Genomic DNA, 13,297 nt, shown 5'->3' with positions numbered 1-13,297 from the left:
ACATGACAATGCAGTGACGCAAGAAAGCCCGACGCTCAGGGGTTCTGGCTTCGGACTGAGAATTCGTGGAAGCGGCCGGGCTTAGGCACCGGCCGATTCCTCAGTTACTTACTTCTTTGCGACGTTACCAGCGTGGGACAGGCCCAGGTCAGCCAGGGTCTTGTCGACCACTTTGGCCGGCAGCGGGATGTAGCCATCCTTCACCACGACCTGCTGGCCAGCTTGCGACAGCACCAGCTTGATGAACTCGGCGTCCAGCGGAGCCAGAGGCTTGTTCGGGGCCTTGTTGACGTAGACGTACAGGAAGCGGGACAGCGGATACTTGCCGTTCAGGGCGTTTTCTTCGTTGTCTTCGATGAACTCGCCGCCTTCTTTCTTGGCCAGGGCTACGGTCTTGACGCTAGCGGTCTTGTAGCCGATGCCCGAGTAGCCAATGCCGTTCAGCGAGGAGCTGATCGACTGCACGACCGAAGCCGAGCCAGGCTGTTCGTTGACGTTAGGCTTGAAGTCGCCTTTGCACAGGGCTTCTTCCTTGAAGTAGCCGTAGGTGCCCGATACCGAGTTACGGCCGAACAGCTGCACTGGCTTGTTGGCCAGGTCGCCGGTCACGCCCAGGTCGCCCCAGGTTTTGACATCGGCCTTGGCGCCGCACAGGCGAGTGGACGAGAAGATCGCATCGACCTGAGCCATGGTCAGGCCCTTGATCGGGTTGTCCTTGTGGACGAATACAGCCAGGGCGTCAACGGCGACCGGGATGGCGGTCGGCTTGTAGCCGTACTTCTGTTCGAAGGCCTGCAGCTCGACGTCCTTCATCTTGCGGCTCATCGGGCCCAGGTTGGCGGTGCCTTCGGTCAGCGCGGGTGGCGCGGTGGAGGAGCCGGCGGCCTGGATCTGGATGTTTACGTTCGGATATTCCTTCTTGTAGGCCTCGGCCCACAGGGTCATCAGGTTGGCGAGGGTGTCCGAACCGACGCTGGAGAGGTTGCCCGAAACACCGGTGGTCTTGGTGTAGGTCGGGATTGCTGGGTCGACAGCGGCTACCGCATTGGCGGTTGCAACGCCAGCGGCGGCGAAGGTAAGGGCCGCCATCAAACGCTTCAGTTTCATGCCTTGCTCCTAGCAGGAATATTGGTGGTGTTGGATGGATCGGGCCCAAGTATCTGCAGGCCGCATGAATACGATATGACTTCAATGTGACAATTGGATGAAAGGCCATCACCCGGTGCCGGGGATGGCCTTTTCAAGATGTTGCAGAGGCGCGGGGTAACCGCTCAGGCTCTTCGCCTACCCCAATGAGGGAGGCAATTGATGCAAGCCGATCAGCGCTTATTGGCGAACAGATAAACGCCTACGGCCAGCCCGACAGCACACAGCCCCGCCACATAATAGGCCGGCGCCATTGGGCTGACCTTCAACAGCGCGGTCACCACCATCGGCGTCAGCCCGCCGAAGATGGCGTAGGCGACGTTGTAAGAGAACGACAAGCCGCTGAAACGCACCACCGGTGGGAAGGCCTTGACCATCACATAGGGCACGGCGCCGACGATACCGACGCACAGTCCGGTCAGCGCATACAGCGGGAACAGCAGGTCGGGGCGGGTCGGCAGGCTGTGGTAGAAGGTCCAGGAGCTGGCCAGCAACAGCAGGCTGCCGACGATGAACACACGCCCAGCGCCGATGCGGTCGGCCAGGCTACCGGCACCGATGCAGCCGAGGCTGAGCAGCACGATGGCCAGGCTGTTGGCCTTGAGCGAGTCGGTCGGGCTGATTTGGTAGAAGCTCTGCAGCAGCGCGGGGGTCATCAGGATCACCACCACGATGCCGGCCGACAGCAACCAGGTCAGCAGCATCGACAAGATGATCGCGCCACGGTGATCACGCAGCACGGCACGCAGCGGCAGCTCTTCGGCCAGGGCCTTGCGCTGCTGCATCTCGGCGAACACTGGGGTTTCGTGCAGCCAGCGGCGCAGGTACACCGAGAACAGGCCGAACACACCCCCCAGCAAGAACGGTATACGCCAGGCGTAATCGGCAACTTCACCTGGGGTGTAAATGCTGTTGATCAGGGTCGCGACCAGCGAGCCGAGCAAAATGCCCGAGGTCAGCCCGGCGGTCAGCGTGCCGCAGGCGTAGCCGGTATTGCGCGCTGGTACGTGCTCCGAGACGAACACCCAGGCGCCGGGCACTTCGCCACCAATCGCCGCGCCCTGAATCACGCGCATCAGCAGCAGCAAAACCGGTGCCCACAGGCCAATCTGCGCGTAGGTCGGCAGCAGGCCCATGATCAGGGTGGGCAGCGCCATCATGAAGATGCTCAGGGTGAACATCTTCTTGCGCCCGAGCAGGTCACCGAAGTGCGCCATGACGATGCCGCCCAGTGGCCGCGCCAGGTAGCCGGCGGCGAAGATGCCGAACGTCTGCATCAAGCGCAGCCATTCGGGCATGTCGGCAGGGAAGAACAGCTTGCCGACCACCGTGGCGAAGAACACGAAGATGATGAAGTCGTAGAACTCCAGTGCACCGCCCAGGGCGGACAGTGAAAGGGTCTTGTAGTCGCTGCGGGTCAGCGGCCGTGAAGGCTGCTCGATACTGCTCGGCACGGAGGTCATCGATCTTTCTCTTGTAGGTCATGCAGGCCGCTTGGCGCGCGACTTCTGGATTGGTAGACGAGCGAAGATAGCAAATTGCCGAGGCGCGCTGAAAGCGATACAAAAACCATACAGATATTCATGAATGCGCGGTCGTCGCTGGCCGTTATGCTCTATATACTGGCCGTTCGTAGGAAAAGGTTGCTCCTAGCGTGGGATGTTGTGCGAAAACGCCGGTCTGCATGTCAGGCGGTTTCGCAGAGTTTCCCTACGGCCGCCCAGTGAAACGAAATCGGCGTAGTATGTTTCCAGCTGAATCGTTTACCCGGCCTTTGCGCCACACCAACGAAAGCGTCACGGGTCAGAGGCCCCATCGCATGATTGAGCTCGAACAAGAAGATCCAATCCCGCAAGGCGACCTGGCCTTGCAAATCACCGCACTCCCTCGTGAGACTAACGGCTTTGGTGACATCTTTGGCGGCTGGCTGGTCGCCCAGATGGATTTGGCCGGCACTGCCATGGCCAGCCGTGTCGCGGGTGGCCGTGTGGCCACGGTGGCCATCGATCGCATGGCCTTCCTGGTCCCGGTCGCCGTGGGCGCCCAGCTGTCGTTCTATACCCAGACCCTGGAAATCGGCCGCAGCTCGATCCAGATGATGGTCGAAGTGTGGAGCGACGACCCGCTGTCCAGTGAATGGCGCAAGGTGACCGAAGCGGTATTCGTCTTCGTCGCCATCGACGGCAGTGGCCGCACCCGCTCTGTGCCTCGTCGCTGAGCCACGCCGGCGGTAAACTCATTGCACGTGCCCGGGTCCAAGGCCCACAGGGCAATCAATGAGACGAGTGCAATGGCTACTTTCAAGGTCGACACCGAGCAACACGGCGAACTCAATTGCTGGCGCATCACCAGCGAGCATGCCGAACTACTGATCGCCCAGCAGGGCGCGCAGATCCTCAGCTACCAGCGTGTGGGCGAACCGCCGCTGCTGTGGCTGAGCGACCAGGCCATTTTCCGCCAGGGCAAATCCGTGCGCGCCGGGGTACCGGTGTGCTGGCCGTGGTTTGGCAACCTGCAGCGCAACCCCGCGTCTGTACAAAGTATGTACACGGGCGAACAAGCCCCCGCGCATGGGCTGGTGCGGGGTCGCGACTGGCAGTTGAACAGGGCCGAGCAGGTCGGCGACACGATTCAGATCGAATTCGAGCTGCCTGCGGCTCAAGGTGACTTGCCCGGCTGGCCGCATGAGGTCGAGCTGAAGTTGCTGATCGAACTGGGCGAACAGCTGAACGTGACGCTGACCAGCTATAACCTCGGCAGCGACAGTGTGACCATCAGCCAAGCCCTGCACAGCTACTTTGCCGTCAGCGACGTGCGCCAGGCGCGGGTCGAGGGTGCGGAGGGGTTGAGCTACATCGAGACCTTGGCCGATTGGGAGCAGCGCCAGCAGCAAGGTGTGCTGGCATTTGCCGGGGAGACTGACCGGATCTACCTGGCTACCCCGCAAACCCTTAGCATCGTCGACCCCCACTGGGCGCGGCGGATTACCCTGACCAGCAGTGGCTCGCGCTCGGCGGTGATCTGGAACCCGTGGACCGAGCGGGCGCGGGAGCTGCCGGACATGGCGGATGATGGCTGGCAGCGGATGCTGTGCATCGAGACGGCGAATGTGTGGGATGACGTGGTGGAAGTGAAGCCTGGCGCGAGCCATTCGCTGGGCGTGCAGATTGGTTGTGAAATGATCTGAGTTTTGCAGTGGTTTTGCGGGCCTCTTCGCGGGTAAACCCGCTCCCACAGGTACTGCACCGCATTCGAAATGGGTGAAGTACCTGTGGGAGCGGGTTTACCCGCGAAGAGGCCGGTGCAGGCAATCAGAGGTCGGCGTCCTCCACCACCCTCACCTTCTGCGCATCCAGCGCATAGGCCGCATCCGCCAGGTCGTTGCTGACCTTCTCCACCTTCAACGCCCCGCTAACCCACAGCGGCGTGTAGATGTCGTCGATTTTCAGCCCCTTCGGGTAGCGCACCAGCACCAACTGGTTCGGTGGCGGTGGCGGCACGTGGATGCAGGCGCCCGGGTACGGCACCAGGAAAAACAGCGTGCTGTTGCCCTTGGCATCGCTCTCCAGCGGCACCGGGTAACCGCCCAGGCGAATCTGCTTGCCGTTCATGGCGGCCACGGTCTTGGTCGAATACATCACCGCCGGCAACCCTTTGCTCTGCTTGAGGCCGCCCTTGTCGGTGAAGGTGCCCATGGCCTCTGGCGAGTTGTGGTCGATTTCGGGCATCTGCTCAAGGGCCTTCTGGTCCGACTTGGGCATCAGCTCCAGCCAGTCGGTTTCGGGCAGCTCGGCACGGGCCAGGGTGCTGGCCAGAAGCAAGGGGATGAGAAATAAGGCACGCATGAAAATGCTCGGCAACTCGGATGAATTGCCGAGCATTCTAAACGGTATTCAGCGTTTCTTGATTAATCCGTAGATCACCAGAAGGACGACGGCACCGACCAGCGCGCCGAAGAACCCTGCGGCCTGCCCCGCCTGATAAATGCCCAGTGCCTGGCCGCCGTAGGTGGCGAGCAAGGAGCCGGCAATACCCAGCAGGATGGTCATGATCCAGCCCATGCTGTCGTCGCCCGGCTTGATGAAGCGGGCCAGCAGGCCAACGATGAGGCCGATGAAGATGGTTCCAATGATGCCCATGGCAATCCCTCTGCAGTGAAGATGGAACAAGCCAAAGCCTAGACGGGCTTTGGCTTGTTGCCATGTTCAGAGGGCAAGCCGCTTGCAGAAGTTCGATTTACAGCCCGATCAGTTGCTGATCAGCGCCTCTACTTCGGCAATCTTGCGCACGAGGGTGGCCATGTCCTGGCAACGCAGGGTGGCATGGCCAACCTTGCGCCCGACCTTGAAGGCCTTGCCATAGTGGTGCAGGTGGCAGTCTTCGATGGCAACCACTTTGTCCACCGCGGGTACTTCGCCGATGAAGTTGAGCATGGCGCTTTCACCGACCTTGGCAGTCGAGCCCAGCGGCAGGCCGGCAACGGCGCGCAGGTGGTTCTCGAACTGGCTGCACTCGGCGCCTTCGATGGTCCAGTGCCCGGAGTTGTGCACACGCGGGGCGATTTCGTTGGCCTTCAGGCCACCGTCGACTTCGAAGAACTCGAACGCCATCACGCCGACATAGTCCAGCTGCTTCAGCACACGGCCGACGTAGTCTTCGGCCAGGCCTTGCAGCGGGTGCGCTTCGCTGGCCACCGACAGGCGCAGGATGCCGCTCTCGTGGGTGTTGTGCACCAGCGGATAAAAGCGGGTTTCGCCATCGCGAGCACGGACGGCCACCAGCGAGACTTCGCCGGTGAACGGCACGAAGCCTTCCAGCAGGCACGGCACGCTGCCCAGCTCGGCGAAGGTGTCGACCACGTCTTCAGCACTGCGCAGGACCTTCTGGCCCTTGCCGTCGTAGCCCAGGGTGCGGGTCTTGAGCACCGCTGGCAGGCCAATGCTGGCAACCGCGGCGTCCAGGTCTGCCTGGGAGAGAATGTCGGCGAAGGCCGGGGTCGGAATACCCAGGTCGCGGAACATGCTCTTCTCGAACAGGCGGTCGCGGGCAATACGCAGCGCTTCGGCGCTTGGGTAGACCGGGACGAACTGCGAGAGGAAGGCCACGGTTTCGGCCGGGACGCTTTCGAACTCGAAGGTCACCAGGTCGACTTCGTCGGCCAGCTGGCGCAGATGGTCCTGGTCACCGTAGTCGGCGCGCAGGTGCTCGCCCAGAGGGGCGGCGCAGGCATCTGCAGCCGGGTCGAGGAACGCGAAGTTCATGCCCAGCGGAGTACCCGCCAGGGCCAGCATGCGGCCGAGCTGGCCACCACCGATTACACCGATCTTCATGGGGTCAGCCTCAAGCCTGGCGCGGGTCTGGATTGTCCAGCACGGTGTCGGTCTGTTCCGTGCGGAACTGCTTGAGCGCCGCGTGGTACTGCGGGTACTTGGCGCCCAGGATGCTCGCCGACAGCAATGCAGCGTTGATCGCGCCCGCCCGGCCGATGGCCAGGGTCGCGACCGGAACGCCCGCCGGCATCTGCACGATCGACAGCAGCGAATCGACACCCGACAGCATCGACGACTGCACCGGCACGCCCAGCACCGGCAGGTGGGTCTTGGCGGCGCACATGCCTGGCAGGTGGGCTGCGCCACCGGCACCGGCGATGATCACCTCGATGCCACGGCCTTCGGCCTCTTCGGCATACTGGAACAGCAGATCCGGGGTGCGGTGGGCGGAAACCACCTTCACTTCGTAGGGAATGCCGAGTTTTTCCAGCATATCGGCGGTGTGGCTAAGGGTGGACCAATCGGACTTGGAGCCCATGATCACGCCAACCAGTGCACTCATCGTCGAGCCTCTTCGCTTGTGCGCCCTTGGGCGCGTCAAAAAACAACAAGCCACGCGGGACGACCGGCGTGGCTTGTTTGCTGATCAGGACCGGAGCTATCCGGTCTAAAGGCCGCGCAGTATACCGTAACCCTGGGCGATGCTGGCACCCCCGGCGACCAACTGTCGGCCTTATTTTTCGGGGCTTTGGCTGACTTTTGGGTCAACCGCCGCCGCCCCTTCCAGCTTGCGCCACAACAAGCGCACGTTGGCCTTGCGCACCAGGGCGCAGCGGTACAGGCGGATTTCCAGGGGCACGTGCCATTGGCTGCCACCGCAGATGGCCAGCTCACCCCGCTCCAGTTCGCCGCGCATCGACAGGCGTGGCACCCAGGCAATGCCCATGCCCTCCAGCGCCATGCTCTTGAGGCTGTCGGCCATGGCGGTTTCATAAACAGTGGTGTAGCGCAGGTTGCGCTGGCGTAGCAACAGGTTCACCGAACGGCCGAGAAAGGCACCGGCGGTGTAGGCCAAAAGTGGCACGCTGCCCTCGCCTTCCAGGTCGAACAAAGGCTGGCCGTCGGCATCCACGGCACACACCGGCAACATTTCGGTGGTGCCCATGTGCAGCGACGGGAAGATCTCGGCATCCATCTGCAGCGCGGCATCGGGGTCATAGAAGGCCAGCATCAGGTCGCAACCGCCTTCGCGCAGGGCATGCACCGCATCACCCACGTTGGTCGCCACCAGACGGGTGGCGATGTTCAACCCGTCGTTGCGCAACTGGGCCACCCAACGTGGGAAAAACCCCGACGCCAGGGAGTGCGCCGCCGCCACTTGGATAACCTCGCCCTGGCCACCTTCGAGGTGGTGCAAGTGGCGCAGAATTTCGCTCAACTGGTCGACAACGGTGCGCGCCGTGACCAGAAACAGCTGCCCGGCCTCGGTCAGTTCAATCGGCGTGCGGGAACGATTCACCAGCTGCAGGCCCAAGGCTGCTTCGAGGCTGCGAATACGTCGACTGAAGGCCGGTTGAGTGACGAAACGCCGCTCTGCCGCTTGCGAAAAACTGCGCGTGGCAGCCAGGGCGCTGAAGTCTTCCAGCCATTTGCTTTCCAGGTTCACGAAGCACATCTCCCGGCATGCACCAAAATGGAACACGCTCGAATGTCAATTGGCGTCACATGAAACACTATGCCGTTTGTGCATAGGTTAGCGTGCAACAGCATTGGCCGCAAAATCCTCTTCGGGCCTAGGATTAGCGCCATTCCGGCATGTGCCGGGTCAAATTCGAGATGATATACATCATGTCTGCCGCTGCATCGTTCCGCGTCGAAAAAGATCTGCTGGGTACCCTTGAAGTTCCTGCTGATGCCTACTACGGCATCCAGACCCTGCGCGCTGCCAACAACTTCCACCTCTCCGGTGTTCCGCTGTCGCACTACCCGAAACTGGTAGTGGGCCTGGCGATGGTCAAGCAGGCTGCTGCTGACGCCAACCGAGAGCTGGGGCACTTGAGCGATGCCAAGCACGCCGCCATCAGCGCCGCCTGCGGCCGGCTGATCAAAGGCGACTACCACGAGCAGTTCGTGGTGGACATGATTCAAGGCGGTGCTGGTACTTCTACCAACATGAACGCCAACGAAGTCATCGCCAACATCGCGCTGGAGGCCATGGGCCACCAGAAGGGTGAGTACCAGTACCTGCACCCGAACAACGACGTGAACATGGCGCAGTCGACCAACGACGCCTACCCGACTGCGATCCGTCTGGGTCTGCTGCTGGGTCATGACGCCCTGCTCGCCAGCCTCGACAGCCTGATCCAGGCCTTCGCCGCCAAAGGTAAAGAGTTCGACCACGTACTGAAGATGGGCCGTACCCAGCTGCAGGACGCCGTGCCGATGACCCTGGGCCAGGAATTCCGCGCCTTCGCCACCACCATGACCGAAGACCTCAACCGTCTGCGTTCGCTGGCGCCGGAGCTGCTGACCGAAATCAACCTGGGTGGTACTGCCATCGGTACCGGCATCAACGCCGACCCGGGCTACCAGATGCTCGCCGTACAGCGCCTGGCAACCATCAGCGGCCAGCCGCTGGTCCCGGCTGCCGACCTGATCGAAGCCACCTCCGACATGGGCGCCTTCGTGCTGTTCTCCGGCATGCTCAAGCGTACCGCGGTCAAGCTGTCGAAGATCTGCAACGACCTGCGCCTGCTGTCCAGCGGCCCGCGTACCGGCATCAACGAGATCAACCTGCCAGCGCGTCAGCCAGGCAGCTCGATCATGCCAGGCAAGGTCAACCCGGTTATCCCGGAAGCCGTCAACCAGGTGGCCTTCGCCATCATGGGCAACGACCTGGCCCTGACCGTCGCCGCCGAAGGTGGCCAGCTGCAGCTGAACGTGATGGAGCCGCTGATCGCCTACAAGATCTTCGACTCGATCCGCCTGCTCCAGCGCGCCATGGACATGCTGCGCGAGCACTGCATCGTCGGCATCACTGCCAACGAACAGCGCTGCCGTGAACTGGTCGAGCACTCGATCGGCCTGGTCACCGCCCTGAACCCTTACATCGGCTACGAAAACGCCACCCGTATCGCCCGTGTTGCCCTGGAAACAGGCCGCGGTGTGCTGGAACTGGTGCGCGAAGAGAAGCTGCTGGACGAAGAGATGCTCAACGACATCCTGCGCCCAGAAAACATGATCGCACCGCGTCTGGTTCCGCTGAAGGCGTAACCGACCGCTTCAACTGTCTCACCAGGTCGAGGGACTAGACACCTCTCAACCTTTCAAAGGCCCGAGCGCATGCATCGGGCCTTTTTTTGCCTGCATGATCTGGCGCGGTTGCGCTGCCCCAGGTTTGCGGCACACAACTTGCTCCATAATGCATCCCAACCAACGGGATACCGAGCATGCTGCACAGCCACCTGACCACCCTCAACGCGGTTTCGCTGATCCTCAACGTCTTTCAGGCTGAGGGTTGCGAGGCTTCGGCCTTGCTCGCCGGCAGCGGCATCGGCCCGGCGGACCTGGGGCATGCAGACGCGCGCATCACCACCCAGCAAGAGCTGCAGGTGTGTGCCAATGCCGTCGCCCGGCGCGAAGACATCGGCCTGGAGCTGGGCCAGCGCATGCACGTGTCGTGCTATGGCATGCTCGGTTACGCCCTGCTCTCCAGTGCCACTTTGGGTGACGCCTTGCGCCTGGCGCTGCGCTTTCCGGCACTGCTGGGAACAGTCTTCCAACTGCGCCTGATCGACGACGGCCAGCGTGTATGGCTCAGCGCCAGCGATTACCGCGACAGCCCGGCGCTGACTGCTTTCAATGCAGAGTTCTGCCTGGTCTCGCTTAAAGTGATTTGCGACGACTTGCTGGGCCGGCCCCTGCCACTGCTCGGCAGCCGCTTCGAGCATGCCCGGCCGGGCTACCACAGCCTCTATACCCGTGCCTTCCAATGCCCAATCGGCTTCGAGGCCGAGGACAACGCGTTTGCCTTCGAGCGGCGCTGGCTGGATACCCCGCTACCGTTGGCCGACCCCATTACCCACAAAGCCATGAGCGAGCGCTGCCGACGCCTGAACCTCGAGTTCACAGGGCGTCAGGCCTGGCTGGGCAAGATACGCCAGCTGCTGGCCCAACAACTGGACGCAGCGCCCGGGCTTGAGGGTTTGGCGCGGCAGATGAACTGCTCATCGCGGACCCTGCGTCGGCACCTGCAGGCGCTGGGCAGCAGTTATCAACAGCTGCTCGATGAGCTGCGTTTCGAGCGGGCCAAGCAGCTGTTGGCCGATGAACAGATGCCGATCTACCGAATTGCCGAAACCTTGGGGTTCAGCGAAACGGCCAGCTTCCGCCATGCGTTCCAGCGCTGGAGTGGCGTGGCGCCCAGCCACTTTCGCGGTTGACCTGGGCGGGCCTCTTCGCGGGCTTGCCCGCGAAGAGGCCCGCACATTAAACCCGGCCAGCGACCTTGGCCACATCGATCCCCTTTTGGCCGTTTGCGTCGTTCTCCGCTACCGGGCTGCCCCTGAAAATGGGACCACGCCAGTCCAACCGGAGAACAACAATGCTGACGATCTATTCCGATGACCACCGCCTGCACCACGGCCGCTGCGAGCTGATCGACGGCAAGCTGATGCCCTGCTTCGAAATGCCTTCGCGCGCCGACCATGTGCTCGATCAAGTGAACAAGCGCCAGCTGGGCGACGTGAAGGCGCCGGACGACTTCGGCCGCGCGCCGCTGCTGCGCGTCCACAGCGCCGACTACCTGGACTTTTTTGAAGGCGCTTGGGCGCGCTGGGCCGCGTTGGGCCATGAAGGCGACCTGCTGCCTTTCACCTGGCCAGCCCGCACCCTGCGCCAGGTTAAACCCACCGGCCTGCATGGCGAGCTTGGCTACTACAGTTTCGACGCCGGCGCGCCGATTACCGCCGGTACCTGGCAAGCCGCCTACAGCGCCGCCCAGGTCGCGCTCACGGCCCAGGCCGCCATCCAGCAAGGCGCCCATTCGGCGTTCGCCCTGTGCCGCCCACCGGGGCACCATGCCGCCGGCGAAGTCATGGGCGGTTACTGCTACCTGAACAACGCTGCCATCGCTGCCCAGGCCTTCCTGGACCAAGGCCGCGCCAAGGTCGCCATCCTCGACGTCGACTATCACCACGGCAACGGCACCCAAGACATCTTCTACAGCCGCAGCGATGTGTTCTTCGCCTCGATCCACGGCGACCCGCAGGACGAATTCCCGTTCTTCCTCGGCTATGCCGACGAAACGGGCGAAGGCGCAGGTGAAGGCTGCAACATCAACTACCCGTTGCCGGCCGGCAGTGACTGGGCCGCCTGGAGCGCAGCGCTGGAAGACGCGTGCCAGCGCATCGCTGCCTACGAGGCCGATGTGCTGGTGATCTCGCTCGGGGTGGACACCTTCAAGGACGACCCAATCTCCCAGTTCAAGCTGGACAGCCCTGACTACCTGGAAATGGGCAAACGCATCGCCCAGCTCGGCAAGCCGACCCTGTTCGTGATGGAAGGCGGCTACGCTGTGGAAGAAATCGGCATCAACGCAGTCAATGTGCTGGAAGGTTTCCAGCGCGCCCAGCCAGGAGCCCGATGATGGCCCGACTCAAGCGTCTGCTCGCCCCGATCATCGCTGCCACCCTGTTCACCGGCGCCCTGCAGGCCCAGGCCGAACAGCGCACCCTGCGGGTCTACAACTGGTTCGACTACATCACCCCGCAAACCTTGGTCGACTTTCAGAAAGACAGCGGCGTAAAGCTGATCTACGACATTTTCGACACCAACGAGGCACTGGAAGCCAAGCTGCTGACCGGCAACTCCGGGTATGACGTGGTGGTACCGTCCAACGTGTTCCTTGCCAAGCAGATCGAGGCTGGCGTGTTCCAGCCACTGGACCGCAGCAAGCTGCCGAACTGGCAACACCTGGACCCGGCACTGATGAAGCTGATCGAGGCCAACGACCCCGGCAACAAGTTTGCCGTGCCCTACATGTACGGCACCGTGCTGATCGGCTTCAACCCGGCCAAGGTCAAGGCTACGCTGGGTGAGAACGCACCTGTGGACAGCTGGGACCTGATCTTCAAGGAAGAGAACATTGCCAAGCTCAAGCAGTGCGGCGTTGCCTTGCTCGATTCGCCCTCGGAGATCTTGCCACTGGCCCTGCAGTACCTGGGCTTGCCGCCCAACAGCGACAAGCCGGCCGACTACAAGAAGGCCGAGGAGCTGCTGCTGAAGATTCGCCCGCACGTGACGTACTTCCATTCCTCCAAGTACATGGCCGACATCGCCAACGGCGACATCTGCGTGGCGGTGGGCTACAGCGGCAGCTTCTCGCAGGCCGCCAACCGGGCCCGCGATGCGAAGAATGGCGTGGTGGTCGACATGCGCCTGCCCAAGGAAGGAGCGCCGATCTGGTTCGACATGCTGGCCATTCCAAAAAACGCCGCCAACGCCGAAGACGCCCACACCTTCATCAACTACCTGCTGCGCCCGGAGGTGATTGCGCCGATCAGTGATTTTGTCGGCTATCCGAACCCGAATAAGGACGCCACCGAGAAGGTGAACCCGGCGATTCGCAATAACCCCAACCTTTACCCGACGGCGGAGGCGATGGCCAAGCTGTACACCCTCAAGCCGTTGCCACGCGACGCCGAGCGCGCGCGCACCAGGGCCTGGACGCGCATCAAGTCCGGCACCTAATGGGTATGTAGGCCACAGCCCACATTCGCTGTAGGAGCAGCCTTGCGCTGCGAAGAGGCCAGTAAACCCAGCAGCATCTTCGCTGCCTTTACCGGCCTCTTCGCAGCACAAGGCTGCTCCTACCGGGGTAA

At 62.5% G+C, this 13,297-nt stretch carries 13 protein-coding genes; 6 read left to right on the top strand and 7 right to left on the bottom strand.

Annotated elements, in window-relative coordinates:
• Window positions 1-108: 108 nt before the first annotated feature.
• Together QOS90_RS01025 and QOS90_RS01020 are read right to left on the bottom strand one after the other, a co-directional pair.
• Entirely contained in the window at window positions 109-1,107 is a 999-nt protein-coding gene (locus QOS90_RS01025) for a phosphate ABC transporter substrate-binding protein PstS (protein WP_027592125.1), read from the bottom strand.
• A gap of 212 nt (window positions 1,108-1,319) precedes the next feature.
• Window positions 1,320-2,609, bottom strand: coding sequence for an MFS transporter (locus QOS90_RS01020; RefSeq protein ID WP_027592124.1), 1,290 nt, complete (start codon window positions 2,607-2,609; stop codon window positions 1,320-1,322).
• Between the two features lie 356 nt (window positions 2,610-2,965).
• Here QOS90_RS01020 and QOS90_RS01015 point away from each other — a divergent pair, with 356 nt between their 5' ends.
• Both QOS90_RS01015 and QOS90_RS01010 read left to right on the top strand, forming a co-directional pair.
• Window positions 2,966-3,364, top strand: a complete 399-nt coding sequence (locus tag QOS90_RS01015) for an acyl-CoA thioesterase (protein WP_003253317.1) — start codon at window positions 2,966-2,968, stop codon at window positions 3,362-3,364.
• Window positions 3,365-3,436: 72 nt separating this feature from the next.
• Window positions 3,437-4,333 carry a D-hexose-6-phosphate mutarotase gene (locus QOS90_RS01010; protein WP_027592123.1) on the top strand — a complete coding sequence of 299 codons (897 nt, stop codon included), beginning with the start codon at window positions 3,437-3,439 and terminating at the stop codon, window positions 4,331-4,333.
• Between the two features lie 124 nt (window positions 4,334-4,457).
• On the opposite strand, the gene QOS90_RS01005 is transcribed toward QOS90_RS01010, so the two are convergent.
• From QOS90_RS01005 to QOS90_RS00985, 5 genes are all read right to left on the bottom strand, one after another.
• Window positions 4,458-4,991: a DUF3299 domain-containing protein gene (locus tag QOS90_RS01005; protein WP_420832917.1), complete on the bottom strand. Its 534-nt coding sequence runs from the start codon at window positions 4,989-4,991 to the stop codon at window positions 4,458-4,460.
• Window positions 4,992-5,039: 48 nt separating this feature from the next.
• Window positions 5,040-5,285, bottom strand: a complete 246-nt coding sequence (locus QOS90_RS01000) for a GlsB/YeaQ/YmgE family stress response membrane protein (RefSeq protein WP_027592121.1) — start codon at window positions 5,283-5,285, stop codon at window positions 5,040-5,042.
• A 108-nt stretch (window positions 5,286-5,393) separates the two neighbouring features.
• Window positions 5,394-6,476: a 5-(carboxyamino)imidazole ribonucleotide synthase gene (locus tag QOS90_RS00995; RefSeq protein ID WP_085272155.1), complete on the bottom strand. Its 1,083-nt coding sequence runs from the start codon at window positions 6,474-6,476 to the stop codon at window positions 5,394-5,396.
• Window positions 6,477-6,486: 10 nt separating this feature from the next.
• Complete coding sequence (purE, locus tag QOS90_RS00990) at window positions 6,487-6,978, bottom strand: 5-(carboxyamino)imidazole ribonucleotide mutase (protein ID WP_016489856.1); 492 nt, start codon at window positions 6,976-6,978, stop codon at window positions 6,487-6,489.
• 171 nt (window positions 6,979-7,149) lie between these two features.
• On the bottom strand, window positions 7,150-8,082 hold the full coding sequence (locus QOS90_RS00985; protein ID WP_172960396.1) for a LysR substrate-binding domain-containing protein: 933 nt from the start codon (window positions 8,080-8,082) through the stop codon (window positions 7,150-7,152).
• A 182-nt stretch (window positions 8,083-8,264) separates the two neighbouring features.
• Between QOS90_RS00985 and aspA the strand changes: the two genes are divergently transcribed.
• The 4 genes from aspA to QOS90_RS00965 all read left to right on the top strand — a co-directional run bounded on the left by aspA (window position 8,265) and on the right by QOS90_RS00965 (window position 13,166).
• Window positions 8,265-9,689, top strand: a complete 1,425-nt coding sequence (aspA, locus tag QOS90_RS00980) for an aspartate ammonia-lyase (protein ID WP_027592118.1) — start codon at window positions 8,265-8,267, stop codon at window positions 9,687-9,689.
• Window positions 9,690-9,865: 176 nt separating this feature from the next.
• Window positions 9,866-10,858 (top strand): AraC family transcriptional regulator, encoded by a 993-nt coding sequence (locus QOS90_RS00975; protein ID WP_027592117.1) that lies wholly within the window; start codon window positions 9,866-9,868, stop codon window positions 10,856-10,858.
• Between the two features lie 161 nt (window positions 10,859-11,019).
• A complete protein-coding gene (locus QOS90_RS00970) occupies window positions 11,020-12,063 on the top strand; it encodes a histone deacetylase family protein (RefSeq protein WP_027592116.1) in 1,044 nt (347 codons plus the stop codon).
• Window positions 12,063-13,166: an extracellular solute-binding protein gene (locus QOS90_RS00965; RefSeq protein ID WP_027592115.1), complete on the top strand. Its 1,104-nt coding sequence runs from the start codon at window positions 12,063-12,065 to the stop codon at window positions 13,164-13,166. Before QOS90_RS00970 ends, QOS90_RS00965 begins: the two co-directional genes overlap by 1 nt.
• Window positions 13,167-13,297 lie beyond the last annotated feature (131 nt).

Source organism: Pseudomonas sp. LAIL14HWK12:I10 (genome assembly GCF_900184205.1).
Taxonomy (GTDB): domain Bacteria; phylum Pseudomonadota; class Gammaproteobacteria; order Pseudomonadales; family Pseudomonadaceae; genus Aquipseudomonas; species Aquipseudomonas kermanshahensis.
This window is presented reverse-complemented; position numbering and strand designations above follow the sequence as displayed.

Excerpts from the sequence above, each read along its gene's own strand:
- aspA (WP_027592118.1), top strand. The coding sequence starts at position 8,265 with ATGTCTGCCGCTGCATCGTTCCGCGTCGAAAAAGATCTGCTGGGTACC.
- QOS90_RS00970 (WP_027592116.1), top strand. The coding sequence starts at position 11,020 with ATGCTGACGATCTATTCCGATGACCACCGCCTGCACCACGGCCGCTGC.
- QOS90_RS01005 (WP_420832917.1), bottom strand. The coding sequence starts at position 4,991 with ATGCGTGCCTTATTTCTCATCCCCTTGCTTCTGGCCAGCACCCTGGCC.
- QOS90_RS00975 (WP_027592117.1), top strand. The coding sequence starts at position 9,866 with ATGCTGCACAGCCACCTGACCACCCTCAACGCGGTTTCGCTGATCCTC.
- QOS90_RS01000 (WP_027592121.1), bottom strand. The coding sequence starts at position 5,285 with ATGGGCATCATTGGAACCATCTTCATCGGCCTCATCGTTGGCCTGCTG.
- QOS90_RS00965 (WP_027592115.1), top strand. The coding sequence starts at position 12,063 with ATGGCCCGACTCAAGCGTCTGCTCGCCCCGATCATCGCTGCCACCCTG.
- QOS90_RS01010 (WP_027592123.1), top strand. The coding sequence starts at position 3,437 with ATGGCTACTTTCAAGGTCGACACCGAGCAACACGGCGAACTCAATTGC.
- QOS90_RS01015 (WP_003253317.1), top strand. The coding sequence starts at position 2,966 with ATGATTGAGCTCGAACAAGAAGATCCAATCCCGCAAGGCGACCTGGCC.
- QOS90_RS00995 (WP_085272155.1), bottom strand. The coding sequence starts at position 6,476 with ATGAAGATCGGTGTAATCGGTGGTGGCCAGCTCGGCCGCATGCTGGCC.
- purE (WP_016489856.1), bottom strand. The coding sequence starts at position 6,978 with ATGAGTGCACTGGTTGGCGTGATCATGGGCTCCAAGTCCGATTGGTCC.
- QOS90_RS01025 (WP_027592125.1), bottom strand. The coding sequence starts at position 1,107 with ATGAAACTGAAGCGTTTGATGGCGGCCCTTACCTTCGCCGCCGCTGGC.
- QOS90_RS01020 (WP_027592124.1), bottom strand. The coding sequence starts at position 2,609 with ATGACCTCCGTGCCGAGCAGTATCGAGCAGCCTTCACGGCCGCTGACC.